The organism is Chryseobacterium cucumeris, from assembly GCF_016775705.1.
Classification (GTDB): Bacteria; Bacteroidota; Bacteroidia; order Flavobacteriales; family Weeksellaceae; genus Chryseobacterium; species Chryseobacterium cupriresistens.
Genome location: NZ_CP068760.1, coordinates 1,890,411 through 1,914,893, shown reverse-complemented (window position 1 = coordinate 1,914,893; position 24,483 = coordinate 1,890,411). Strand labels below are relative to the sequence as shown.

24 protein-coding genes are annotated in these 24,483 nt (G+C 37.1%); 6 read left to right on the top strand and 18 right to left on the bottom strand.

The genetic code is table 11. The features are described from left to right. Positions 1 to 52 precede the first annotated feature (52 nt). A complete protein-coding gene (locus JNG87_RS08560; protein WP_202843379.1) occupies positions 53 to 1,903 on the bottom strand; it encodes a helix-turn-helix transcriptional regulator in 1,851 nt (616 codons plus the stop codon). A 238-nt stretch (positions 1,904 to 2,141) separates the two neighbouring features. On the opposite strand from JNG87_RS08560, the gene JNG87_RS08555 reads away from it, so the two are divergent. The 4 genes from JNG87_RS08555 (at position 2,142) to JNG87_RS08540 (ending at position 4,293) form a co-directional block, all read left to right on the top strand. Continuing rightward, on the top strand, positions 2,142 to 2,462 hold the full coding sequence (locus JNG87_RS08555; RefSeq protein WP_202843377.1) for a DUF4870 domain-containing protein: 321 nt from the start codon (positions 2,142 to 2,144) through the stop codon (positions 2,460 to 2,462). A 178-nt stretch (positions 2,463 to 2,640) separates the two neighbouring features. Continuing rightward, positions 2,641 to 3,174, top strand: a complete 534-nt coding sequence (locus tag JNG87_RS08550) for a DUF4303 domain-containing protein (RefSeq protein WP_202843375.1) — start codon at positions 2,641 to 2,643, stop codon at positions 3,172 to 3,174. A 143-nt stretch (positions 3,175 to 3,317) separates the two neighbouring features. Then, entirely contained in the window at positions 3,318 to 3,797 is a 480-nt protein-coding gene (locus JNG87_RS08545) for a hypothetical protein (RefSeq protein ID WP_202843373.1), read from the top strand. After that, positions 3,775 to 4,293: a hypothetical protein gene (locus tag JNG87_RS08540; RefSeq protein WP_238349698.1), complete on the top strand. Its 519-nt coding sequence runs from the start codon at positions 3,775 to 3,777 to the stop codon at positions 4,291 to 4,293. The genes JNG87_RS08545 and JNG87_RS08540 overlap by 23 nt, the downstream gene beginning before the upstream one ends. 195 nt (positions 4,294 to 4,488) lie before the next feature. Here the strand turns inward: JNG87_RS08540 and JNG87_RS08535 are convergent, their stop codons facing one another. The 3 genes from JNG87_RS08535 to JNG87_RS08525 form a co-directional block, all read right to left on the bottom strand. Further along, complete coding sequence (locus tag JNG87_RS08535) at positions 4,489 to 5,433, bottom strand: transketolase family protein (RefSeq protein WP_110010857.1); 945 nt, start codon at positions 5,431 to 5,433, stop codon at positions 4,489 to 4,491. Between the two features lie 99 nt (positions 5,434 to 5,532). Continuing rightward, complete coding sequence (locus JNG87_RS08530; RefSeq protein WP_262896835.1) at positions 5,533 to 6,417, bottom strand: transketolase; 885 nt, start codon at positions 6,415 to 6,417, stop codon at positions 5,533 to 5,535. A 77-nt stretch (positions 6,418 to 6,494) separates the two neighbouring features. Beyond that, the gene (locus tag JNG87_RS08525; RefSeq protein ID WP_110010859.1) at positions 6,495 to 7,013 is read right to left on the bottom strand and encodes a hypothetical protein; all 519 of its coding nucleotides are present in this window, start codon (positions 7,011 to 7,013) and stop codon (positions 6,495 to 6,497) included. Positions 7,014 to 7,335: 322 nt separating this feature from the next. Here JNG87_RS08525 and JNG87_RS08520 point away from each other — a divergent pair, with 322 nt between their 5' ends. Then, on the top strand, positions 7,336 to 9,570 hold the full coding sequence (locus JNG87_RS08520; RefSeq protein ID WP_202843369.1) for a reprolysin-like metallopeptidase: 2,235 nt from the start codon (positions 7,336 to 7,338) through the stop codon (positions 9,568 to 9,570). A gap of 75 nt (positions 9,571 to 9,645) precedes the next feature. On the opposite strand, the gene JNG87_RS08515 is transcribed toward JNG87_RS08520, so the two are convergent. The 14 genes from JNG87_RS08515 to JNG87_RS08450 form a co-directional block, all read right to left on the bottom strand. Continuing rightward, on the bottom strand, positions 9,646 to 11,205 hold the full coding sequence (locus JNG87_RS08515) for a sodium:solute symporter (protein WP_202843367.1): 1,560 nt from the start codon (positions 11,203 to 11,205) through the stop codon (positions 9,646 to 9,648). A gap of 183 nt (positions 11,206 to 11,388) precedes the next feature. Further along, positions 11,389 to 11,676, bottom strand: a complete 288-nt coding sequence (locus JNG87_RS08510) for a GNAT family N-acetyltransferase (RefSeq protein ID WP_171006298.1) — start codon at positions 11,674 to 11,676, stop codon at positions 11,389 to 11,391. Between the two features lies 1 nt (position 11,677). Continuing rightward, entirely contained in the window at positions 11,678 to 12,073 is a 396-nt protein-coding gene (locus JNG87_RS08505) for an OsmC family protein (protein WP_202843365.1), read from the bottom strand. Continuing rightward, complete coding sequence (locus tag JNG87_RS08500) at positions 12,073 to 12,291, bottom strand: (4Fe-4S)-binding protein (RefSeq protein ID WP_110010863.1); 219 nt, start codon at positions 12,289 to 12,291, stop codon at positions 12,073 to 12,075. The genes JNG87_RS08505 and JNG87_RS08500 overlap by 1 nt, the downstream gene beginning before the upstream one ends. 1 nt (position 12,292) lies before the next feature. Continuing rightward, the gene (locus JNG87_RS08495) at positions 12,293 to 12,871 is read right to left on the bottom strand and encodes a TMEM175 family protein (RefSeq protein WP_202843363.1); all 579 of its coding nucleotides are present in this window, start codon (positions 12,869 to 12,871) and stop codon (positions 12,293 to 12,295) included. Continuing rightward, a complete protein-coding gene (locus tag JNG87_RS08490; RefSeq protein ID WP_202843361.1) occupies positions 12,872 to 13,402 on the bottom strand; it encodes an NADPH-dependent FMN reductase in 531 nt (176 codons plus the stop codon). 21 nt (positions 13,403 to 13,423) lie between these two features. Further along, on the bottom strand, positions 13,424 to 14,323 hold the full coding sequence (locus JNG87_RS08485) for a pirin family protein (RefSeq protein ID WP_202843359.1): 900 nt from the start codon (positions 14,321 to 14,323) through the stop codon (positions 13,424 to 13,426). 58 nt (positions 14,324 to 14,381) lie between these two features. Next, positions 14,382 to 14,693, bottom strand: coding sequence for a GNAT family N-acetyltransferase (locus JNG87_RS08480; RefSeq protein WP_110010867.1), 312 nt, complete (start codon positions 14,691 to 14,693; stop codon positions 14,382 to 14,384). 154 nt (positions 14,694 to 14,847) lie between these two features. Continuing rightward, a complete protein-coding gene (locus JNG87_RS08475) occupies positions 14,848 to 15,723 on the bottom strand; it encodes a pirin family protein (protein ID WP_202843357.1) in 876 nt (291 codons plus the stop codon). Between the two features lie 101 nt (positions 15,724 to 15,824). Then, positions 15,825 to 17,228, bottom strand: coding sequence for an MFS transporter (locus tag JNG87_RS08470; protein WP_202843355.1), 1,404 nt, complete (start codon positions 17,226 to 17,228; stop codon positions 15,825 to 15,827). 138 nt (positions 17,229 to 17,366) lie between these two features. Then, a complete protein-coding gene (locus JNG87_RS08465) occupies positions 17,367 to 18,209 on the bottom strand; it encodes a hypothetical protein (RefSeq protein ID WP_227944262.1) in 843 nt (280 codons plus the stop codon). Between the two features lie 262 nt (positions 18,210 to 18,471). Then, complete coding sequence (gene asnB / locus JNG87_RS08460) at positions 18,472 to 20,139, bottom strand: asparagine synthase B (protein WP_202843353.1); 1,668 nt, start codon at positions 20,137 to 20,139, stop codon at positions 18,472 to 18,474. A gap of 321 nt (positions 20,140 to 20,460) precedes the next feature. Next, positions 20,461 to 22,128 carry a GLPGLI family protein gene (locus JNG87_RS08455; protein WP_202843351.1) on the bottom strand — a complete coding sequence of 556 codons (1,668 nt, stop codon included), beginning with the start codon at positions 22,126 to 22,128 and terminating at the stop codon, positions 20,461 to 20,463. A 187-nt stretch (positions 22,129 to 22,315) separates the two neighbouring features. Then, positions 22,316 to 23,521, bottom strand: coding sequence for an RsmB/NOP family class I SAM-dependent RNA methyltransferase (locus JNG87_RS08450; protein ID WP_062675404.1), 1,206 nt, complete (start codon positions 23,519 to 23,521; stop codon positions 22,316 to 22,318). Positions 23,522 to 24,104: 583 nt separating this feature from the next. On the opposite strand from JNG87_RS08450, the gene JNG87_RS08445 reads away from it, so the two are divergent. Further along, positions 24,105 to 24,449 carry a zinc ribbon domain-containing protein YjdM gene (locus JNG87_RS08445; protein WP_062675403.1) on the top strand — a complete coding sequence of 115 codons (345 nt, stop codon included), beginning with the start codon at positions 24,105 to 24,107 and terminating at the stop codon, positions 24,447 to 24,449. Positions 24,450 to 24,483 lie beyond the last annotated feature (34 nt).

Here is a 24,483-nt window from a genome sequence, read left to right as displayed (position 1 = left end):
CAATCTTAAGATGAAAAGCTTTCAATTGAGTATAAAAATAAAATATATATTGTTACTCAGAAAACACCCCCTGGAAAAAAGATTCTAAAGCAGTATTCTCGTCGAGTCCGAACTTTTTCTTCAACCGGTATTTGGTCATTCTTACACTTTTGGGTTCTACATTGAGGAGGTTGGCAATTTGTTTGGTGTCCATTCCCAGATAGAGGTAAGCACAGTATTTCAAATCCAGAGCAGTAAGCTTTTGTTTAGCTTTTTCATTGATATTTTTGAAGAAATCAGGATGCAGTTCCTGAATGGTGAATCTGATTTTTTCAAAATCATTGTCAACCCGATTTTCTCCTTTTACCACCTGATGAATATTAATATCCGTATCGGAAAGCTGGGTCTGAAGCTGCTGCAGAACCTCATTCTTATGCTGAATATGAAGCTGGCTCGCCAGTACCTCACTTTGAAGTTTTTGCTGCTGAAGGGTAAGTAGTTCCTGTTCTGCCCTTAATCGGGCCTGCTCTTCCTCCTGAAGTTTGACCTGCATTTCTGCTTCATGCTTTTCTGTATCAAGCTTATTTTCCCTTTCTATAGAATACCGCAGTTTAAAATGATAAGAACGGAACATAAAGAAGGCTCCAATCAATCCTATGATTCCCAGTATAATATAAAGAAGTTTTTCCTTTTTCAGACTGGCCGTTTTTTCGGTGAGAGATCTGAGTTCAGATTCTTTTTTCTGCGATTGATACTGAGCTTCCAACCTTTTTGCAGTTTCAGCCTGGCCTTCATCAAAGAGAAGATTGCTGTATTCTGTTACTTTTGTCTCGTACTCATAAGCTTTCCGGTAATTTTTCTGTTTTGCATAAAGCTCTGCAAGATTTTTTACCACATTGATCATCACGTGATAATAAACCGGCTGCTGGGTAAGCAGAATCTGTTCAGCTTTCAGAAGATACTGCTCTGATAAAGCATCATTCTGATCCCGTGATGCAAGATTGCTCAAAACACCAAGTGCACCTGCCTGCATACTCTGATTAAGAGTCGTATGCTGGGTAAGGGTCAGGATTTCGTGGGCGTTATTCTGAATTTCCTCACGGATTTCGGGAGTCATAACCGGATAGCTCAGATAATAGTTTGTAAGATTCAGTAAGGCCATTGCATGTACATGGGCTGAGACATGACCGGGAAATTGATGGTACAGGCCAACAGCTTTCTTACACATCTCAATGACGGGTTTCAGATCTTTTGAGTTCCCGCTTTTCTCATATTGAAAGGAGTAGCAGACAGCCAGCGCCGAATAGGTAGAGCTGAGTAAATTTTTGTTTCCCGCCTTTTCAGCAAGCTCTATGGATTTCTTGGCATATCTGGTGGCATTGTCAGCATCGTTCCATTCTGTATAGATTCCATAGAGAAGATAATTGAGCTTTGCGTTTAATAAGATTTCAGAAGGTTGTTTTTCAACGGTGGGAAGAACTTTCTGAACAAGCCTGATTGTATTTTCAAGTTCGCCAAGTGCATTTCTGTAGTAGATATTCAGATAAGTGGCATATAGTTCCGCAGTTTTATTTTGACTCTTTTGAACAATTGCATTCGCAGCATCCAGAATAGGAGGAATCTTATCATATTCAGACTGATTAAGCTTAATGACTCCTTTTTGACTGAGAGCTTTTACTTCTTCAGCATAATCATTTTCTTTTTTAGCAAGATCAAGTTGCTGCTGAACATATTTTTCAGCTGTAGAATATTGATCGCTGACTCTGTAATATTCGGTAAGTTCATTGTAAATTCTGAATTTTTCTGCAGTAGAAATATGATCTTCATTCAACTGGTTCTTAAGACCATCAATAAATGTATTCTGTGCGGGATATAATGGGCAGATAAAAAGTATACAGTATAAAAGTAAGTACTTTAATTTCATAAGGTGAAAGTACAAAAATTGTAGACACCTGTCAATTTCCTGTCTGAAAAAGTAGAACTATGTATTGTTTGTAATTTGTTGAATATTAGATTTTTAATTGTTTTTGTAGACATTTTGTAGTCATCCGTAATCTGAATTGAAGATGTTTTGTAGTTGCATAAAAGAAGACTGGGATCTTTTTCTTCTGCAATTTTGGACCGGAAAAAATCAAAGAATATTAATTAAAAATTTTACAGCTATGGACAACAAAACCTTATCAATTGTTTCTTACATTACGCTTTTCGGATGGCTGATATCCTTCTTTATCGGAAAAGAAAAGTCGAACAGCCTTTTAAAATACCATCTGAAACAATCATTGGGATTAATTCTTTTTTCTATTTTTTTATCTATCATTCTCAATATTGTATTGATGGTTACTAAAATCGGAATTCTGGGAATATTGGGTTTGATTCCTTTGGTGTTGATGATTATCGGGATTATTAATGCAGCCAACAATGTTGAAAAACCTTTACCGTTGATCGGAAAAATGTTTGAAGATAAGTTTTCTTTCATTAGATAATATCTGATGATTAACAGGTACAAAAGACCATTTTGACGATAATAAAATCAGAACGCTAAAAAAATGATAAAATAGAATAGCTATAATCATGAAACTGGCTGATCTTATAAAGAATATAATGCGCTGATTTGACAGGATAAAGGTAATTTTAACGCCCATTTTAAAAAAGAAAAGAAGTATGGATTTTGAAATTTTGAAACAGCAAATTGAAGACGCTGCAAGGAAAGCTTTTTTAGAAGTGTATGAAAAGCATGGAGCAGAAGGTATTTACAGTTTTGCTTTGTACAGCGATGAGGGAGCAATGACGGTTTGCCCTGCTGCCAATACATTGAAAGCAATGGAGAATACAGATGACGAAGATGCTCTTTATTATAAATATGAACCGGCAGAATGGACCTACGAAATGGAAGGAGCCGATAAAGAATTTGATGAGATCTGTACCCAATTGAGAGCAGAGCTTACTAAACATGACGACGATGGTCATTGGTTTGAAGGTTTTCAGACGAAGTTGTATTCCACCTGTATTGAAGTGCTGGAGAAACTTAAAAATGAAAACTTTTTCACAAAGATCACAGGCAAAGATATTTTCCTGATTTTCACGGTCTCAGACTATGAGTTTGAGAAGGAAGAGCTAAAAGATCTTATCGTCAGACTTAACGATAATAAATACAAAAGTGAATATCTGAACTGGATGGCTGCCTGGGGCAATTAAAAATATGACGCATAAAAAAACACTTTAAATATATACATATGAAGCCCGATAAAATAATTGTCTCAGAAGCCTCTTATACATTGCAATCTCTTAAGCATTAGACTCAACCACCAACCAAAATATAAAGAACAATTACATTCATTATGAACAACTACCAATTTTATAAACAGGAAGGAAACCAATATATTTTTAAAAATCAGCCGGTATTTGTATCCGTGCTTTGTATTATTTTCCTGATTGTAGCAGCATTACTCTTTAATAGCCTAAGAACTTTCAGTTATGTTATTATTGCTACAGTAGTACTTATTATGATCAATTTTTTTACCAAGAAATTCATTATTGATATGGACCGTAAAACAGTTACGGGAAAACACTCCATTTTTGTTCCGGTAAAGACCTATCCCATAGAAAATTTCAGAAATTTTCATGTTTTGGCTACAAAATACATGGGTTTTATCACCACAAATGTAATGTTGTCTATGTATTTTGAAGTAGATGGAAAAGAAAAGCAACTTACCATAGGCCAGGCACTTACTCAGAAAGGAATTCAGAAAATGGTCAATGAGACGGAAGATATAATGAACCTTAATAGTCCTGAGAATGGATATCAGAGACCGTTATAGATTTGAAGAAAACGGAAGTGAAATAAGCTTTATGCCGAATTACAGTTTCCTACGCACTCTGGTATGGTGGCTGGGACTGGGAGTGATTGCACTTCCTGTTATTGTGTATTATTTTATGGATAAGATGTCTGGCGACCAGTTTAAAATAGCAATGGGCTTATGGGCTGTTTATATGATTTATTTCCTGTTTGACCTTCTTTTCATAATTCCTGTGAAATATATTTTTGATAAATCAGAAAAGTGTATTTACAGAAAACTGTTACTTTCCAAAAAGCTGATGAACTTTGATGAAATGACCTATTTTATTAATGATGAAAGAGGTGGGTATTACTATTCCATCGGGAAGAAAAGAAATCAGTTTGTGAAAAACTACAGAATCAGCAATTACTTTTCCGGATCTAAAGCTTCCGAAAGAAGAGAAGATGAATACATCAAAGAAATTTTATCTCCCGTTCTCATCGCTGTTGGAATTCCTTTGAATCAACCGGAACAATAATAATCAGGGTAAAAACTAATACAATGAAGAATGGGTGTATAACCATTCACCTCCTCCGGAAGGGTGGCAAAAATTCAAAGAATTTTTTACGGGGTGGTTGATACATCACAAAAAACAGATTTTCACAAATCTGCCAGCAAAAAACTCCGGCGGTTTCGAAGAAACCGCCGGAGTTTGTCTATATAATACCTTATTTTAAGCTAAAATTCTCTTTACAGCTTCTTTTACTGCAGCCGCGTCAATTTGATACTTTTTCATCAATTCTGCTGGTGTTGCAGACTCTCCGAAAGTATCGTTTACCGCCACAAATTCCTGTTTTGTAGGTCTTCTTCTTGCAAGCATACCTGCAACAGATTCTCCTAAACCGCCAAGATAGTTGTGCTCTTCAGCGGTTACAATTTTACCTGTTTTTTCTACAGATTTTAAAATGATCTCTTCATCAAGAGGCTTGATCGTGTGAATGTTGATCACCTCACAAGAAATACCTTCTTTCTCAAGTTCATCAGCCGCTACAAGAGATTCCCATACAAGATGTCCTGTTGCAACAATCGTTACATCAGTACCTTCCTGAAGCATGATTCCTTTTCCGATTTCGAAAGGCATATCTTCAGGGATGAATACAGGAACCACAGGTCTTCCGAATCTTAAATATACAGGACCTTCAAAATCTGCAATCGCCAGGGTAGCAGCTTTAGTCTGGTTGTAATCACAAGTGTTGATCACGGTCATTCCGGGAAGCATTTTCATCATACCGATATCTTCAAGAACCTGGTGAGTAGCCCCATCTTCTCCTAAAGTAAGACCTGCGTGAGATGCACAGATTTTTACATTTTTGTCAGAATAAGCAATAGACTGACGGATCTGATCATATACTCTTGAAGTAGAGAAGTTCGCGAAAGTTCCTGTAAAAGGAATTTTTCCTGTAATACTAAGACCTGCAGCAATTCCCATCATGTTCGCTTCTGCAATACCGATCTGAAAGAATCTTTCAGGAGCCTTTTCAATGAATTTCTCCATCTTCAAAGAACCGATAAGGTCTGCACAAAGTGCTACTACATTAGGATTTTTGTCCGCTAATTCTGCTAATCCTGCTCCGAATCCTGAACGAGTGTCCTTTTTTTCTGTATATGTATATTTCATTTTTTACTAAAGTTTTTGATCATTGATAAATGATGAGTGATTAATCATATTATAAAGTTCCAGGAGTATCATTTATCAATAATAATTTATCATTTATAATTAATAATCAGCCGGAGCTTCCAGGTACAATTGCTTGAATGCCGTGTCTAACTGCTCATCATTAGGAGCTTTACCATGCCACGCATGAGATCCCATCATATAATCAATTCCGTACCCCATTTCTGTATGAAGAAGGATGGCAACAGGTTTTCCTTTTCCGGTTTCTGTTTTTGCTTTCTCAAGAATTGCAATGACCGCTTCAAGATCATTACCGTTTTTTTCTTCCAAAACAGTCCATCCGAATGCTTCCAGTTTTGCATGAAGATTTCCTAAGCTTAATACATCATCGGTATCTCCGTCAATCTGGCGTCCGTTGTAATCAATAGTAGAAATGATGTTATCTACTTTTTTAGCAGAAGCATACATCAATGCCTCCCAGATCTGACCTTCCTGAAGCTCACCATCTCCGTGAAGAGAGTAAACAAGAGACTGATCACCATCTAATTTTTTACCCTGAGCTACTCCAAGTGCAACAGAAAGCCCTTGTCCAAGAGAACCTGAAGCGATTCTGACTCCCGGAAGTCCTTCATGTGTAGTTGGGTGTCCCTGTAATCTTGAATCTAATTTTCTGAAAGTGCTCAGTTCTTCAACAGGGAAGAAACCAAATCTTGCTAAAGTAGAATAGAATACCGGAGAAATATGTCCGTTTGATAGATAAAAATGATCTTCATTTTTGCCTTCCATTGTGAAAGGAAGCTTATAGTTCATCACTTTACCATAAAGGGCTGTAAAGAATTCTGTACAACCTAAGCTTCCACCCGGGTGTCCTGAATTAACAGCGTGAACCATTCTTAAAATGTCTCTTCTGATCTGCGTAGTAAGAGTCTTTAACTCCTCAATACTTTTACTCATTATATCTGATTTATTTGTATGCGAATTTACAATTTTTTACCGGCTTACGGAAATGCAAAAGCCCGGAGATAAAACTCGGATTTTTGTATGATTTTAATATTTTTCTGCTTTTAACAACCTTCATTAAGGTAAACGGAGATTTCGGTGACTATATTATTAACAAATTTAAAGCTTAACAGCGTTCCTGCCTGGCTGTCTTCAAGATTAAAATAACCGGTGTCTTTAATCGGTTTGCCATTAGAGTCCCAATCCGGGCGTACACTAAAGTTGGGGTAATTTCTGTAGGCATTGATCAGGTCGTCGCGGGTGCTTCCAACTCCGATTCCGCTTTTGGTTTTAAACTTTTTACTAGTTGTTGTCATATAGGTAATTGAAGGAACACTTGGATTGGCCTCATTAATGTAATTATCAAAAAGATCAATCTGTATGGTTTCTCCATTATACTTTACCATGTTTTTTTTCTCTCCACCCGTGTTAACCAGCTTTGTTCCTGCAATTTTTTCGGCTTCAGCCTTCGGCATAAAGACTTTAAACGGCCCGATTCTTAATGTTGATAGTTCAAAATTGTCCTGAGCGCTCATAAAACTGAATGTTAATAGGAAAGCGAAAAATGAGATAATTTTTTTCATGGTTTTTAGGTTTGTATTTTTTATTTTGATTAATTTTTAATTCTGTTTATTTTATACATTTCAAAGATATTAAAATCGTAAAAGTATCTGTGTAAATAAAAGAAAAAATTATAATTAATTTGTTTTAGCTTAATGCCTTTATACAGGCGAATTTTTACATTTTCTATAGGTTTATATTTAAATTTTTACTTTTTGTATGTAATAATCTGATTAATTTAATTAATTTTATAATTCCAGATTATTTGAATTATTATTCCTTGGTTAATTATCTTTTAGCTTTGGCCTTATTATTTGAATGAATAAAAATTACAAACCATTATATATGAAAATTAAACAATTATTTTATCTGGGGATATTTATAATATCCGTTTCCTCCGGGAAAGCACAGGATTTTTTTACAGTAATTAGTGAAAGATCCATTAAAGCAGACCCTAAAAACAGAACAGTACAACCGGAAAAGGCACTAACGTACACACTGGATGTAGCCGGAATGAAAAGTTATTTTAATTCCGTTCCGGAGTTAAAAGACAGCGATCGTAAAGACAATGCTCCTATTATTGTTCTGCCAATGCCTGACGGCACCAAAGCAAAATTCAGAATCTGGAAATCTTCAGTGATGGCTCCCGGGTTAGCCAGCCAGTTTCCTCAGATTGTTACTTTTACAGGACAGGGAATTGACGACAAGTACGCCACCATAAAACTGGATTTTACAGAGCTTGGATTCCATGCACAGATAAAATCTATAGTAGCCGGAGATTCTTATATTGACCCCTATGCAAAACAGGATATCAGCAATTATATCATTTATAAAAAAAGTGATTTGATTGATAAAAACCCAAGGTCTTGTGGAGTAAAGGATGAGGACGACTCTCCACTGGGAAAAAAAAACGCTCAAAAGACCGTAGCACCAAGCGTAGGAAATCAGATTAGAGTTTTCAGACTTGCGGTGGCTTGTACAGGAGAATATGCTGTAGCAGCAACGGGTACCGCTACACCTACTGTAGCACAGACACTTTCAGCCATAGTAACCTCCGTAAACAGGGTGAATGGAGTCTACGAACAGGAAGTTGCTTCAAGATTGGTACTGGTGGATAATGAAGCCAATGTGGTCTTTACAAATGCCGCTACAGATCCGTTTAACGGAAATAACAATGCCAGCACGTTAATTAATGAGAGCCAGACTCAGATTGATTTATTGATAGGAAATGCAAATTATGATATCGGACACACCTTCAGTACGGGTGGCGGAGGATTAGCCGGATTGGGAGTAATCTGTAATGCAACCAATAAAGGTAGAGGGATTACCGGTTCACCTAATCCTGTTGGAGATCCTTATGATATTGATTATGTAGCCCATGAAGTAGGGCATCAGTTTGGTGGTCCGCATACATTTAATGCCATTACAGGGAGTTGTAATGGTAACCGTAGTGCATCTAATGCCGTAGAACCTGGAAGCGGAATTACCATAATGGCTTACGCCGGAATTTGTGGAAGTACCAATAACCTGGCTCCTAACAGTATTCCGACTTTCCATACCAAATCATATCAGTCTATCACAACAAAAGTTCAGTCAACAACATGTCAGGTTACGCTTCCTGTTAATAATTTTGCTCCAACAGTAAACGCTGGAGGTGATTATACCATCCCGAAGAGTACACCATTCAGATTGGAAGGTTCTGCGACAGATATTGATAATAATCCGCTTACGTACAGCTGGGAGCAGAATGATGTAGGCCCGGCAGGCGACTGGAATGCTCCTACCGGAAATGCACCTCTGTTCAGATCATATGTACCTGTAACCGTTCCTTACAGATATTTCCCAAAACTTACAGATGTAATCAATGGTACGATTTCCAAAGGAGAAGTTAGACCATCTTATGCAAGAACGATGGAGTTCAGACTGACCGTAAGAGATAATAATGCGGGTTGCGCCGGGGTAGCCAATGATGATGCTGTTATTACCGTTGATGGAAATTCCGGACCTTTCAATGTAACTGCACCTGCTACAGCGGTAAGCTGGGCTGGTAATTCCACTCAGACGGTAACATGGGATGTCGCCAATACAACGGCATTTCCTGTGAATGCTGCTACTGTGAATATTTATCTTTCAACAGACGGCGGTCTTACCTATCCTACACTGATCCTGGCTTCTACTCCGAATGATGGTTCTGAAGCTGTTACTATTCCTAACGTAAATACAACACAGGCAAGAATTATGGTGGCTGCAGAAACGAACGTATTCTACAACATTAACCCTGTCAACTTCACCATTACCCAGACATTAGGTGTGAACGAGACTGCTGCCAATAAAGACGTATTTGTCGTATATCCTAATCCAAGTAAAGGATTACTGAATGTGAAATTTACCAATTCAAATGAAGTATATGATATTACTGTATACGATGTAAGCGGAAAATTAGTGTTCACGCAGGCTGCTAACAAATTGAATCATGATAAAACAGGTACTTTTGACTTGTCACACCTTGTCCAGGGAGATTATCTGATTAAAGTTAAATCTAAGAATCTGGAGAGAACAATTAAGTGGATTAAAGAATAATCTATTTCATTGATTCCAATAAAAAGAAAAAGGCTGTCTTCATTGAAAACAGCCTTTTTTATGTTTTTATAAGTGTTAAACGACTTTTAAGTGCTGCTTGTTTTTTACCAGCCACAGACCAATGAAGGTCAGCAATCCGTTAAGAACAATCAGTTCTACACCGATTCTGTAATCTGTATACGTGGTAACAGCAAGATTGATTAAATAGGTCAGGATAGGGGCAAAAATAGTTACCGCAAGAATTGAATATTTTCTTGAAATCTGGAACCTGGTGAAAATTCCAAAGGCGAAAAGTCCTAAAAGCGGTCCATAGGTATATCCTGCAATTTCCATGATCAGGTACACAATGGATTTATCATTTAATGCCTTGAAAACCATGATCAGAATAAAGAAAACGACAGTGAAAGTTAAATGCACTTTCATACGAAGACGTTTCTTCTCTTTTTCAGTTTTGGTTTTATCCTCATTAAGGTTTAATAAATCTACACAATATGAGCTTGTTACAGCTGTTAAAGCACCGTCTGCAGAAGGAAATAAGGCTGAAATTAATCCGATGATGAAAATAACGGAAATAGCCATAGGAAAATATCCCTGAAGCGATAAAGCCGGGAAAAGATCGTCTCCCATTACATTTTTAATGTTTCCTGAAGGGTCTTTAAATCCGAAAATATTTGTTACTGTTTCACCGTTTATAGTCCCATATTCCGCTCCATGCTGCAGCGCAAAAAGGTATAGCAACCCTCCCAGGAATAGGAATGCAAGGTTCACGATAAGAAGTGTTCCGGCGAAGGTCAGCATATTTTTCTTTGAATTCTTAAGATTGTCTACTGATATATTTTTCTGCATCATTTCCTGATCCAGTCCCGTCATAGCAATGGTAATGAAAATTCCTCCCAGAATGGTTTTCAGGAAAAAGGTTTTGGAATTAGGATCAAAATTGATGAAATGCGTATAGTTTTTCTGTTCCAGAATCGTATAAGCTTCACCGAATGATAAATTCAGATTAGATAAAATATAAACGATACATGCTACAAGGCTGATGATCATAAATGAAGTCTGCAGGGTATCTGTAATAACAATCGTTTTTACACCGCCTTCAAAAGTGTACAGAAGTACCATCAGCAGAAGTACAAGGGAAGTTACCCAAAACGGAACTCCCAATCCTTCAAGTAAAAATATCTGTAAAACATTCACTACCAGGTATAATCTTGCGGTAGCTCCAATTGCTCTTGAAATAATAAAAAAGATAGAACCGATTTTATGCGCCTCCACATTGAATCTTTTCCCCAGATACGTATAAATAGAGGTTAGATTCATCTTGTAATAAAGCGGTAAAAGTATCGCTGCTACAATAAAATATCCGATGAAGAAACCGATCACCATCATATAGTACTCAAAACCTCCGTAAATATATTCGGAGCCGGTCATTTTTCCGACGGTTCCCGGAACTGAAATAAAAGTAACCCCGCTTAAGCTGGTTCCTATCATTCCGAATGCTACGAGCCACCATTTACTCTTTTTGTTACCGATAAAAAAAGACTGGTTGTCAGAATTCCGGCTGGTGAAATAAGAAATCACCAAAAGACCGATAAAATAGACGAAAACAAATAACAAAAGGATAGTTCCTGGATTCATTCTTGATTTTTAAATTTTAGCAAATATATAAAAAAGATCAGTCGTGAATCATGAATTTAAAAACCTGTTCATTTCCTGGCAGATTACAATTGTTAATTTACTTTCAGCCAATGTTTTTCATTAAAAATAAAAACCCTTCCAGAGACTGTCCGGAAGGGTTGTATCGTAAGGGTAATACAGTGACTAATTCACTAAAACATCCTGAAGTTCCTCACTTTTCTGGAAACTTGCCTTAGCGAAAGGGCAGAGGGGAATAATCTTCTTGTCATTTTTTCTGGCAAAATCTACGGCTGCCAGAAGCATTTCCTTGCCTACGCCTTTTCCGTTGTAAGCTTCTTCCACCTCGGTGTGGTCTATAATAAATCTTTCTTCTCCGGCCCAGGTATACGTCATCATTCCTGCGCGTCTTCCATCTATGAAAGCTTCAAAACTTCCGTGTTTTTCGTCGTTGTTTTGTTTTACTTCGATCATATTATGAGAATTTAGTTAGTATTTCTATGTCGTTGGTTAATATTTTGTGAACAGGGCATGCGTCTGCAATAGTGTGCAGCCTTTTACGCTGCTCATCATCCAGAATACCTTCAAAGCTGATATCTCTTTTGAAAACAGCTCTTTTTGTTAATGGGAAATTTTCAAGCTCTACTTCTACATTGATGTTTTCCACATCCCATTCTTTTCTTTCAATATACATTCTCAATGTAGCTGCGGTACAGCTTGCCAATGACGTAGCCAAAATTTCCAGCGGATTGAAACCCTTGTTCTGTCCGCCTTTATCAATCGGTTCATCCGTAATGATTGTGTTTTCGCCGGCTGTTACTTCTGTATAATATTTTGTTTTTCCTAAACTTGCTTTTACCGTTACCGCCATTATTTTTCTGTATTGAATTTATAACTTAATGCACCTGAAGGGCATAAGTCTATTTGATTTTTGAGTTCTTCAGGACTTGCGTTTTCTGCTTTTATCCACGGTCTTTCTTTAGGATTATAGACTTTTGGAAGTGTTTTTACACATATGGCAGAGTGGATGCATTTCTTAGGCTGCCAGATGACAGTAATGTTTCCATTAGGATATTCGTGTGTTTCCATATCAATTTTCTTTTAATGTTTTTTCGATTCTTCTGTCTGGAATCAGCCATATAAGAGCCACGATATAATAAAAACCTATGGCAATATAAGGATAAAAAAATGAAGTAGCGATTCCCAGGACATAAAATACAATTGAGATATACTCTTTATATTTCGAATGGATGGCTTCTTTCAGTTTTGAATCTTCCCCTTCACAACGGATAATAACATGTTCCAGAATAGTATAGGCAATAGCCGACATAATGAGCCCGATACCATAGACTGCAACGGGATTTTTTGCAAAATTTGTTGTCCCGATCCATTCCGTAGCAACAGGCATCAGAGAAAGCCAGAACAGAAGGTGAAGATTGGCCCAGAGAATGCTGCCATTTACTTTCTTTACTGTCTGGAACAAATGATGATGATTGTTCCAGTAGATTCCTACATATATAAAACTGAAAATATAAGCCAGAAACTTAGGAAGAAGAGGTTTGACACTGGCCCAGCTATTTCCTTCAGGTACTTTCAGTTCAAGTACCATAATGGTGATAATAATAGCAAGGACACCATCACTGAACGCCTCCAGTCTTCCTTTGTTCATTTACTTTATCTGATTTTTAAAGTTTTGTATTTTACCTTTCAGATCATTCAGCATATCCGGATTGATGACCCCGCTTTCCAGATCAAAATTTTCATAGAATTTTGGCAATGAAAAAGTATCCTTAATGTCTGCCGCAAACTGTGGGAAAAATGTTTTTGCCGTATTCATCACATTTCCGCCGCCATAGCCTCCTGGAGAAGTGCTCATCAGAAGCATGGGTTTATTCTGAAATACTTTTACGTTAATTCTTGAAGCCCAGTCAAAAACATTTTTAAAAGCTGCACTGTAAGAACGGTTGTGCTCAGCAAGAGAGCAGATGATCACATCACATTCCTCAATCGCTTTTAAAAACTGATGCGCTTCATCCGGAAAACCTTTCTTTTCAAGGTCTACAGAGAATACGGGCATCGTAAAATCGTTGAGGTCAATCAGATTGATTTCCTCATCCTGAAAATCTTTCAGAACAAATTTTACCAGTTCCCTGTTGATAGACGTGGAAGATGTACTTCCGGCAAATGCTAATATTTTCATAGTTAATAATCTGAACTGAAGTTATTTTCTGTTTAAAATAGCCTTAGGAAGCGGCACATATTCATTTTCGTCACCTGGAACCAGAGGAAATGCTTCGTGATTCTGATCATTCCAGTTTACCTTTGCCTGTTCAATTAATTCTTTGTCAGAGTTAACAAAATTCCAGAATATAAAACGCTCTTCATCGAATGGCTCACCACCAAAAAGATAAACCGTTCCGTTTTCGCTCATTTCAAATTCGCAAAGCTTGGTATCTTTGGCAATCATCAGCTGTTTGGAACCATAAGAGTTTCCATCGGTGGTTACAGTTCCATCCAGAACATACATGGCTGCTTCTCCATAAAGATCTTTTCCAATGCTGATTTTTCTTGCTTCTTTTGTTTTAATTTCAAGGAAAAATAATTTGCTGTGTACCGGAACTGCAGATGTTCTTCCGAATGCTTCACCGGCAATTAATTTATACTGAATACCATCTTCTTCCCAGACCGGAATTTCATCCGCTTCAATATGATGAAAAGTAGGCTCAGACTGCTCAAGATGCTTTGGAAGACCCACCCAGATCTGAAATCCGTGAAGCCTTTTATCACTGTGTCTTAAATATTCAGGCGTTCTTTCTGAATGTACCACTCCTTTTCCGGCAGTCATCCAGTTGACGGCACCCGGTTTTATTTCTATAGCACTTCCAATGCTGTCTCTGTGAAAGATAGACCCTTCCAACAGGTAAGTTAAGGTAGATAATCCGATATGCGGATGTGGCGGAACATCAAGATTCTGATAATCTTTTAATTCTGAAGGCCCCATGTGGTCGATAAAAACAAAAGGTCCAACGGCTCTTTTCTCACGGAAAGGAAGAAGTCTTCCTACCAGGAAATTTCCGATATCTGCTGCTTTTTCTTCAATAATAAGTCCAATATTTGACATAATGATGTGATACTTTTTAAAATGTTATTTAAATAAATTGATGAGTTCTGATGAAGGTTTAAAGTTTGTCGTAGCCTTCAAATCTCTCATCCACGATACGTTTCCATTCAGGGTGTTTCTTAATAAAGGCGAAAACATAAGGACAGAAGGGAAGAAGTTTTTTTCCGCTTTCCTCAATAAAATTCAAAGTTTTTTCTACTACCGCAGCTGCTGCGCCGGTTCCTGCCAGTTCCGGTTCTGCCTCTGTATGTATCAAAGAAATCTGGTGCATGGTTTCACGGTAATCGATGAATGCATAATGTCCGTTGAATTCTATTTCAAATCTTTTTTCGGCTTTTACAAGAGGTATATTTTCAAATTCTGGTTTCATAATATTTGTACTAAGGGTGCTGCATTTCCTATAAATGCAGGAAATTGCTTGTTAAGACAATTAAACCTTATAGGTTCATAAAACCTATAAGGTTTGCCATTATATAAAGTTAATAAAAAAGGAATAATCAAAGATTAAGATAAATTTAAATCTTTTAATCTTCCAGGTATCCGAATTTTCCGGTATTAAAATCCTCAAAAGCCTGCATAATTTCTTCTCTGGAATTCATCACAAAAGGACCATGAGGGTAAATAGGTTCATTGATAGGCTCACCACTGATGATTAAAACAACAGCATCTTCCTTTGCTTCGATGGTAAATGTTTCGCCTTCATTTTTAAACAATACAAAATGATCGGATTTAACATTCTCTTCTCCATTAATAATAATACTTCCCTCAATCACCAAAGCCGCGGTATTGAAATGAGCAGGGAAACTAAATTCTGCTTTTCCTCCTGCTTTAAGTTTTGCGTTCATCATGTGAACCGGAGTGAAAGTGCTTGCAGGTCCTTTATGACCATCATAGTCTCCGGCAATTACTTCAATAAAACCATTATCACCGAGATCAACTCTTTCCATTTTGGAGTTTTCAATAGCCTGGTATTTTGGGCAGCTCATTTTATCTTTTGCCGGAAGATTCACCCAAAGCTGAACCATCTGAAAAATTCCTCCTTCTTTTGCCCATTCTGTTTCATGATATTCCTTGTGAAGAACTCCTTTGGCTGCAGTCATCCACTGAACATCACCTTCTCCGATCACACCGCCGCCGCCAGCGCTGTCATGGTGTTCTACTTTTCCGCTATACGCTATCGTTACTGTTTCAAAACCTCTGTGCGGATGTACTCCTACACCTCTTGGTCTGTCTGAACCATTGAAATGAAATTTTGAATTATAATCAAGCATAATGAACGGATCCATTCTTTTCATATCCAATCCAGGAACTCCCGGAATGAAATTGTGAACCCTGAACCCATCGCCTACAAAGTGCGCAGGTTTTGGAGATACTACGATTTCTATTTTTTTAGTTGCCATCACATTGTTGATTTATGTAAACAAAATTACCATTGTTATATGCGAAAAGCATTGATCTGTGTTAAGTTCGTGGAAAAGGATGAAGCTGCGATCAGATCTGTTTAATCTTCCTTGGACTTCATATTCTTTCCATCCGAAATATGGAGTCTTCTGAACACCAATCCTGATAGAATTGTTAATATTCCTACCGTGAGAAAGGTTAACCGGAAGGCATTATGGATTTCACCATTAATAAGATCTGTATTTTCAAATAACTTTAAAACAATCAGTCCGAAGGCAATTCCGAAGCCTATCGCCAGCTGTTGATTGACTGAGAGTAAAGAGTTTCCGCTGCTGGTCTGAAAGTTACGAAGATCGGCAATAGAAATAGTATTCATGGAAGTGAACTGTATAGAGTTGAAAAAACCTAATATTGCGATGATCGGAACAAACCAGTACAAAGATGTGTGTATATCAGGTATGGCAAGCAGGCATATCAGCGTTCCGATGATGAATGTATTAATCATCAAAGTCTGGCGGTAGCCATATTTATCTAAAATTTTAATAACATATGATTTTCCGAAGATAGCCGTCAAAGCCATAGGAGCAATGATCCAGCCCGAAGTGACTGCAGACTGTTTATAGGCAATCTGAATCATTAGCGGAAGTAATAACGGAACGGAGCTGATTCCCAATCTGGTCGCCAGATTGCCCACAATACCCACACGGAAAGTTCTTACCTGAAACAGATTTAATGGGAAAATAGGATTTCCGCCTCTTTTTGCATGTTTATAATAATAGTACAGGAACAAAAATCCCATGATAAATACCAATAAGACAGGTGTGATATTCTGAATGTCTCCGAAAAGTTCCAGTGAAACAGAAAGCAGGAGAGAGGCTGCGGCAAAAATCAGGAAACCCTTTAAATCAAAATCAACATCATCGGATTTATAATTGGGCATGAATTTTAATCCTAAAAGAATTCCCAGAACTCCAATCGGAATATTGATCAGGAATATCCAGTGCCATGAAAGATAATCTACCATATAACCTCCGACCAATGGTCCCAATACAGGTCCGATAAGAGCAGGAATGATGGCAAAGTTCATGGCTTTGAGCAGTTCGTTTTTATCAAATGTTTTAATGAGTGCCAGTTTTCCGACAGGAGTCATCAGGCTTCCTCCAACTCCCTGAACGACCCTTGAAATAACAAGATGGGTGAGGTTTTGAGACAAAGAACAAAATAGCGAGCCCAGACTGAATAATACCAGAGAAAATATAAATATTTTTTTTGTTCCAAACCGGTCGGCAAGAAATCCGCTGGCGGGCATAAAAACAGCAAGGGTCAGAACATAACTGATGATAGCGTTCTGCATATTGAGGGGAGATTCATTCAGATCTTTTGCAATAGCAGGCAGGGAAGTATTCAGAATCGTGGAATCCAGCATTTGCATGAAAATAGCAGTGGCCAGAATTAAGGGAAGTATTTTTTTTACGGAGGTCTGTTGTGTATTTGCTTCTGTCATTTTGTACCGGCTGGGTTATAAAAAATCCCCAGACTTATTTGATTTGAAGAACCGCTTACTCTAAGCGTTTTGATTCTTAGATAAAGAAATCTATATAAAATTAAAAAAGTCCTGTGAAATTTCACAGGACTTTTTGATTTATTTTCTAGGCTTTTCTACTCCTTTCCATTCATCACCGGCTTTTCTGTACTGGCTTAAAGTGAAAGTTTTGAAATCCTTTGTTTTGTATTCGATGTTATCGGTATTCTGTTCAAAAGGCATGATATAATAATATTCGATATCCGTTTTGTCAGACTTGTTCCCTTTTTTTACAGTAGGAACATATTTTGAGAATTTATAGCTTGGAAGATATTGTCTTAATCTGGTATAAAAAGCTTTGTCTTCTTTTTCGCTAGGAATGATATCTACAATATTAAGATCATCTTTTTTCTTGTCAATCCAGAGATAATAGGTTTTTTCTTCTCCTATATTTCTGTTGAACGAGTTGAAAGCAAATAATTCCTTTGGTACAAGCTCTTTGATTTTTTCCGGATCAACCTTAGTATAATATTGCCCTTTTGAAGGATCTACATACGTTTCAAGATTGTACATTAATACAGAATTGTTTTCAAATTTTTTATTTTTAAAATATTGATTTAATGATAATTCTGCAGTTGCTCTCAGTTCTTTGCCTCTTGCATCCAGTTTTTTGGTCGGATTCTGAGGGTTTACGTATTTTACAAATTCATATAAAACGACAGGTTTTATATCTTTAAGGTGAGGATAAGTTTTCAGTTGCTCTGCTTTTACCAGCCAGTAGAATTGTTGATAGTAGTCATCCTTATCCTGGTCTTTCACACTCTTATAAGCCAAAGCAAGCTTCTTTGAATTCAGATATTTGCCATATTTCCCTTGTCCAAAAGCAAAACTAATCGCTAATAAGGCAAATAAAACAGTAAGGTTTCTTCTCATTTTTTTATAATTGATATTTTCGTTTTCCAAATATAATTATTTATTAGATATTATTTTGGATTGTGAGTTAAATTATGCCATATTGTTATTGTTAATTCAAGAAAAAATCCTGTATTGCTACAGGATTGATAAATTATAACAGAAGGAGTTATACGTTTGAATGTGAAAAATATACATGTCATTAGTGAATTTTGCTTTGCAAGTGAATAATAAACCTGTAATCCCGTAACCCGAATCCCGCAACAAATTGACAAGCGAAGCGAATTGACGATTGACTATTCATCATCCCTTCCTAATATGAAGTTTCATGTACCTTCACCGCTCTTCCACTTGGATCATTCATTTTTTTGAACGCTTCATCCCATTCCAGAGCAATAGGAGTGGAGCATGCAACAGAAGGAACTGATGGAACGGTAGCAGCTGCAGTTTCACTCGGGAAATGTTCTTCAAAAATAGTTCTGTATCGGTATTCTTCTTTGTTCTGAGGTGTGTTTAGCGGGAATCTGAATCTTGCATTCGCCATCATTTCGTCTGTTACTTCTCTTTCAGCTACCTCTTTTAAGGTATCTATCCATGAATATCCCACACCATCCGAGAACTGTTCTTTCTGTCTCCAGACAATAGAATCTGGAAGAAGGTCTTCAAAAGCTTTTCTCAATACCCATTTTTCAATTTTTCCTTCAGCAGTACTGATCATTTTATCCTGAGGGTTAATCGTCATTGCAATATCCATGAATTCTTTGTCAAGGAAAGGAACTCTTCCTTCAATTCCCCAGCTCATCAACGCTTTGTTGGCTCTTAAACAGTCATAAAGGTGAAGTTTGCCCAGTTTTCTCACTGTTTCATCGTGGAATTCTTTTGCATCAGGCGCCTTATGGAAATACAAATAGCCGCCGAACAATTCATCAGAACCTTCTCCTGAAAGAACCATTTTAATCCCCATAGATTTGATCACTCTTGCTAAAAGGTACATTGGGGTGGATGCTCTGATGGTGGTAACATCATAGGTTTCAAGGTGGTAAATAACGTCACGTACAGCGTCCAGTCCTTCCTGTACGGTAAAGTTAACCTCATGGTGTACAGATCCGATGTGTTCTGCAGCTTTCTGAGCTGCTGCCAGATCGGGAGAACCAACCAATCCTACGGCGAAACTGTGAAGTCTCGGATACCACGCTTCCTGTGTATCGCCGCTTTCAATTCTCTGGCGGGCAAATTTTGCAGTAATAGCGGAAATGACCGATGAATCTAAACCTCCCGAAAGAAGTACTCCATAAGGAACATCACTCATCAGTTGTCTGTGAACGGCATCTTCTAGACCTTTTCTCAGTTTTGAAATATCAGTTTCATTGTCTTTTACATGATCAAAGCTGTCCCAGTCTCTTGTGTACCATTGCTGAAGCTCAGCGCCATCTTTGCTGTAAACGAAATGACCGGGCAGGAATGTTTCTATTTTTTTACATACCCCTTCAAGAGCTTTTAATTCTGAAGCGACATAATAGTTTCCGTTTTTGTCCCAACCCTGATAAAGCGGGCAGATTCCCATATGATCGCGGGCAATAAGATAAACATCATTTTCAGTATCATATAAAGCGAAGGCAAAAATTCCGTTGAGTTTCTCTACGAAATCTTTTCCATATTTTCTGTATAGTGCAAGGATCACCTCACAGTCCGACTGAGTCTGAAACTCATAATCAGGAAATTCTACTTTTAATTCTCTATGGTTGTAGATTTCACCGTTTACGGCTAATACTACTTTTCCGTCTTTCGTAAATAAAGGTTGTTTCCCAGAAGTTGGATCTACAATGGCAAGTCTTTCATGAGAAAAAATGACTTTCTCATCCTGGAAAACTCCACTCCAATCCGGTCCTCTGTGACGGATTTTTTTTGACATTTCCAATACCTGAGGTCTTAATACTTCAGTTTTTTGCTTGGCGTCAAATAAACATACAATTCCACACATAATTTTTTATTATTTATGAGACAAAAGTAGAAGTGATGTTTATAAATAACAATTAAAAATGTTTAAATGAGAAAATTTTTAATCAATTTATGTTTTGAAGTTAAAAATTTTAACTATTTATTTGAATTATGATGTTTTTGATTAATTTTTTTCGTCGCGACTAAAATTGCATAATCTCCATACGAAATAAAAATGACATATTTATTAATCTATGGTAAGTAATTATATGAATTTTACCCCTTACTTTGTGGCTCGAAATAATTTTTTTTCATCATTTGTGTTTTTACCTTCTTGCAATTCTCATGCAAGAAGGTTTTGTTTTTATTGAACCCCCAGTAATACTCCGGAAACATTCCATGAACTGAAGCTTGTTCCTTCAGTAGGACCTTGCGGAATTTTTACCTGAATCGTATGCTTTCCTGCTTTCAGATCCCCAAGAGGAATGAAATCAGGATTGGTAACCGTTCCCGGGCACCAGTTTGATCTGCTGAGGTCTGATGACGAAAGACCATCCTGGAAATTTCCGGAGGCCGGATTGTATAAACGGTATGAACCACAGTCTGTTCTCCAGGGTACAAATGAAAAAACGGGTTTTCCATCCACCAATATAGAATTGGTTTTTGGAACAAATTCATCACCATTTTCCCAACCGCCATGTCCTGTTGTGGTATATCTTAGCTGAGCGTTTTTCAGATCTTTATCCAAAGTGAAATCAACAAGAAGGCCTTTATCCTGACTGAACATAGTAGAATAGTCCTGTCCGGCCATTTCCATAATGTTTAAAGTGTTGAATAACGGGATGGCTACATTATTTTTATTAACGTTTTGATCGCTTTTATGAATCGTAATATCAAGACTTACTTTGTGTCCTCCTTTATCATAATTTCCAATAAAAGTTCCTATCCAAAGCTCTTTTCCGGATAGAGCAGGCTTCAATTCTGTAATATCCTGCCGGTAAGGGCTGATGGTCTGCCAGTCTTTTCCCTTAAGCTGAATATGATTAAATTTCTGAATGCCAAAAGCGGTAAAGAACCGCATCATTTCCATGGCAGGGCTGTAGCTGCCGGTAGCCGTTACCCCGTAATATTGTTTTCCATTTCCGTTTTCGTAAAGAGGAAGTGTTTTTGCCCCCTTTTCCAGGCCGTCAAAAAAAGACTTTTCTTTATCCTGCGGAATGAAAAATACAGTTCCGGTTCTGTCATAGGCATCACCATTTGATTGCTGTTTTAGTTCTGCAAAAATAGTCTCTCCTTCTGTAATAGCAGGAAATTTTACTTTTTTTAGGATAATAGTTCCCTTGGCGTATCTTTTTATTTGGCCGTCAGATTTTGAGGCATCAGAGAAATTGATGATTTCGTTTTCAAAAACATTCAGCGTGGTAAATCTGCTTTTCCACAGGAGATCTTTATATCCCAGCTGATCGGTTATTTGTATGTTTCCTTTCAATATGTTTTCAATCCCTGTGTTCTTTATTTTTTTGATTGAAGCGGCAGTCGTTAAAGAGTTCTTATTTCTTTCCACTTCCAGAACTAATCCTAAATTCTGCCCCAATACAGATGGGCCGCCTTTTAGTTTCAGATCATTCGTATACCAGACTTCAATGGTATTTGAATTGATTTTCGTAAAGGCTTTTTTACAGTTGTACCCTAAGATCTTTTTCGTTTCATTAGTCAGTTCAAAATCCTGTTTTCCTACAGATTCAGCATCTGAGGTTGAGATGATTGAGCCGGGTTTTAAAAAGGCATAAGAAACTATAGTATTGGATGGCTTTTCCACCTTAGTGATTTCATAAGGATAGCTGCTTTTTTGTTCTTTGATCGTGCTGTTAAGAATGAAGTTTTCTTTTTCATTGACCCAGATAATTGTAGAAGGCTGATCTGTTAATGCTTTTCCGTTATAAGAACTGGAGTACTGAATTTCATAGGTCTGTGCAGAAAACAGACAATATAAAAAAACAGCCAGAAAATTGAAGACAAGTCTTGTATGCATAAATAAATGAGTTTACTGCAAAGTTACTCTTAACTTCTCACAGCGTCAAACCGGTTTAATCTATACAGTTAGTAGAAAACGTACTGTAAATGTTACAAAAAATGTTACATTTTTTTTTGAAAGATTTAAATAAAAAAAAACTACTCCAGAAAATAGAGTAGTTTAAATATCGTTTAGAGGATTTAAATTAAGAAATTCTCTCAATCAAAGCCATATAGAATCCGTCATACCCTTCGCTAGGCATTACTTTTTCATCTTTAATCATCTTGAATCCAGGATTGTTTTTGATGAACTCATCTACCTGAAGATTGTTTTCAGATGGAAGGATAGAACAGGTAGCGTATACCATTTTTCCTCCTTTTTTAAGCATTTTAGAATAGTCCTGAAGAATTTGTTGTTGTTCCTTTTTAATTCTGTCAATAAAGTCCTGATCAATTTTCCACTTGCTGTCCGGGTTTCTTTTCAAAACACCAAGACCTGAACATGGTGCATCAATCAGAAGTCTGTCAGCCTTTTCATGAAGTCGTTTGATCACCTTGTTATCGGAAATCATACGGGTTTCAATGTTGTGTGCTCCGGCTCTTTTGGCACGACGCTTCAGTTCTGCAAGCTTCCATTCAAAGATGTCTAATGCTACGATCTGACCTTTGTTTTTCATTAATGCGGCTAAGTGCAATGTTTTTCCTCCTGCACCTGCACATGCGTCTACTACTCTTTGTCCTTCTTTTACATCAAGAAAATACCCGATTTTCTGAGAAGAAGCATCCTGAACTTCAAATAATCCTTCTTTGAAAGCGGTAGTAAGGAAAACATTTTTCTTTTCTTCCAGCTGAACAGCATCAGGATAACCTTTAACAGGATAAGAAACAACACCCTCATCTGAAAGATCAGAGATAAGTTCTTTAGTGGTTGTTCTTAAAGAGTTTGCTCGTAAAACCGTAGGAGCCTGCTCGTTTAAGGCAATCATTTCTCTTTCCCAGCTGGCACCAAGTTCTTTTTCAAGAGTTTCAGCCAGCCATTCAGGAATAGAGTGTTCTATTGCTTTTGTAGGAACAGTATTCTTTTTAAGTTTGGTAAGAATATCGGCGATTTTGATTCCGTCAAATTCTTCGAATTTTTTATAATTGGTTTTACTCCAGAGTAAATACGCAATAATCAGTTTGTAGATATTGTTGGGTTTTACACCTTCACCCATATAGTATTCAAGGCGTTTCTTCCAACGGATAATATTGTAAAAAATTTCAGAAACAACAGCTCTGTCCTGGCTTCCCCATTTTCTGTTTGCTTTCAAAAGTCTTTCAATAACTTTATCGGCATATTTGTTTTTCTCAAAAAATGTCTCCTGTAAGGCATCGTGAATTCCGATTGCCAAGTTTCTGTGAATAAGTTCCATAAATTTGCTTCGCTGTTTGAATCTGCAAAAATACGACTTTTAATTGAGAGTTTGGAATTTGGGGTGGGAGAGTTGATGAAGGGTTGTGAATTGTGAATGATCAATTCGCTTCGCTTGTGAATTTTCGGTTTCCGGTTGAGAGGTTTGAGTAATTATATATTGTACAGATCAGTTTTCTAATGGAAGGTTGCGCATTCACGATTCACTTTGCAAAGCAAAAACTGACTATTGACAATCTGAGATTCAGTAGTGAATGGCCTGTATGTTTATTAATTTTTTACATGGTAGAAATAAATTTTAATGCTGAATTGTAAAGATTTTCCGATTATTTATATTTTTTATTTGTTGACGATAGCCTTTTCTCTAAGACAGATAAACCTGTGTTTTTTGCTTAATGAAAAATATTTGCTGACAAAATATACACTGTTTATTACTATACTTTATTTTCTTTGCAGCAAGTTTATTTAATTTGTGTTAATTCACCTATATGTGTAAAATTAACAGGAGCTTATGATCTACTATACTGAGCTTTATCTATTGACTTCAACCTCTAAAAAGTTCTACCTTTGCAAAAAATAAAAATATGAGTGACACAGTAATTTGTCCAAAATGCAGCTCTGAGTTTACATACCCGAGCGATAATATGATGGTATGTTCCCAGTGTTTCTACGAATGGGATCCGGCAGAAGCCGCTGCTGAAGCCGCAAATGAAGGAAAAATCCTGGATTCCAACGGAAATGAACTTCAGGATGGTGATTCTGTAGTGGTAATAAAAGATTTACCTGTAAAGGGAGCACCAAAACCGGTAAAAGCCGGAACTAAAGTGAAAAATATCCGTTTGAGACCGGGAAGTGATCACAATATTGACTGTAAAATTGATGGTTTCGGAGCAATGGCTCTTAAGTCAGAATTTGTAAAGAAAGCATAAGAAAACTTTGTTTTTCTATGCCCTGAAAATAAAG

Excerpts from the sequence above, each read along its gene's own strand:
- JNG87_RS08550 (WP_202843375.1), top strand. The coding sequence starts at position 2,641 with ATGGATTTTGAAATTTTGAAACAGCAAATTGAAGACGCTGCAAGGAAA.
- asnB (WP_202843353.1), bottom strand. The coding sequence starts at position 20,139 with ATGTGTGGAATTGTATGTTTATTTGACGCCAAGCAAAAAACTGAAGTA.
- JNG87_RS08450 (WP_062675404.1), bottom strand. The coding sequence starts at position 23,521 with ATGGAACTTATTCACAGAAACTTGGCAATCGGAATTCACGATGCCTTA.
- JNG87_RS08555 (WP_202843377.1), top strand. The coding sequence starts at position 2,142 with ATGGACAACAAAACCTTATCAATTGTTTCTTACATTACGCTTTTCGGA.
- JNG87_RS08500 (WP_110010863.1), bottom strand. The coding sequence starts at position 12,291 with ATGGAAACACACGAATATCCTAATGGAAACATTACTGTCATCTGGCAG.
- JNG87_RS08560 (WP_202843379.1), bottom strand. The coding sequence starts at position 1,903 with ATGAAATTAAAGTACTTACTTTTATACTGTATACTTTTTATCTGCCCA.
- JNG87_RS08515 (WP_202843367.1), bottom strand. The coding sequence starts at position 11,205 with ATGAATCCAGGAACTATCCTTTTGTTATTTGTTTTCGTCTATTTTATC.
- JNG87_RS08545 (WP_202843373.1), top strand. The coding sequence starts at position 3,318 with ATGAACAACTACCAATTTTATAAACAGGAAGGAAACCAATATATTTTT.
- JNG87_RS08480 (WP_110010867.1), bottom strand. The coding sequence starts at position 14,693 with ATGAAACCAGAATTTGAAAATATACCTCTTGTAAAAGCCGAAAAAAGA.
- JNG87_RS08495 (WP_202843363.1), bottom strand. The coding sequence starts at position 12,871 with ATGAACAAAGGAAGACTGGAGGCGTTCAGTGATGGTGTCCTTGCTATT.
- JNG87_RS08510 (WP_171006298.1), bottom strand. The coding sequence starts at position 11,676 with ATGATCGAAGTAAAACAAAACAACGACGAAAAACACGGAAGTTTTGAA.
- JNG87_RS08535 (WP_110010857.1), bottom strand. The coding sequence starts at position 5,433 with ATGAAATATACATATACAGAAAAAAAGGACACTCGTTCAGGATTCGGA.
- JNG87_RS08505 (WP_202843365.1), bottom strand. The coding sequence starts at position 12,073 with ATGGCGGTAACGGTAAAAGCAAGTTTAGGAAAAACAAAATATTATACA.
- JNG87_RS08470 (WP_202843355.1), bottom strand. The coding sequence starts at position 17,228 with ATGACAGAAGCAAATACACAACAGACCTCCGTAAAAAAAATACTTCCC.
- JNG87_RS08445 (WP_062675403.1), top strand. The coding sequence starts at position 24,105 with ATGAGTGACACAGTAATTTGTCCAAAATGCAGCTCTGAGTTTACATAC.
- JNG87_RS08475 (WP_202843357.1), bottom strand. The coding sequence starts at position 15,723 with ATGGCAACTAAAAAAATAGAAATCGTAGTATCTCCAAAACCTGCGCAC.
- JNG87_RS08520 (WP_202843369.1), top strand. The coding sequence starts at position 7,336 with ATGAAAATTAAACAATTATTTTATCTGGGGATATTTATAATATCCGTT.
- JNG87_RS08485 (WP_202843359.1), bottom strand. The coding sequence starts at position 14,323 with ATGTCAAATATTGGACTTATTATTGAAGAAAAAGCAGCAGATATCGGA.
- JNG87_RS08490 (WP_202843361.1), bottom strand. The coding sequence starts at position 13,402 with ATGAAAATATTAGCATTTGCCGGAAGTACATCTTCCACGTCTATCAAC.
- JNG87_RS08540 (WP_238349698.1), top strand. The coding sequence starts at position 3,775 with ATGGATATCAGAGACCGTTATAGATTTGAAGAAAACGGAAGTGAAATA.
- JNG87_RS08525 (WP_110010859.1), bottom strand. The coding sequence starts at position 7,013 with ATGAAAAAAATTATCTCATTTTTCGCTTTCCTATTAACATTCAGTTTT.
- JNG87_RS08455 (WP_202843351.1), bottom strand. The coding sequence starts at position 22,128 with ATGCATACAAGACTTGTCTTCAATTTTCTGGCTGTTTTTTTATATTGT.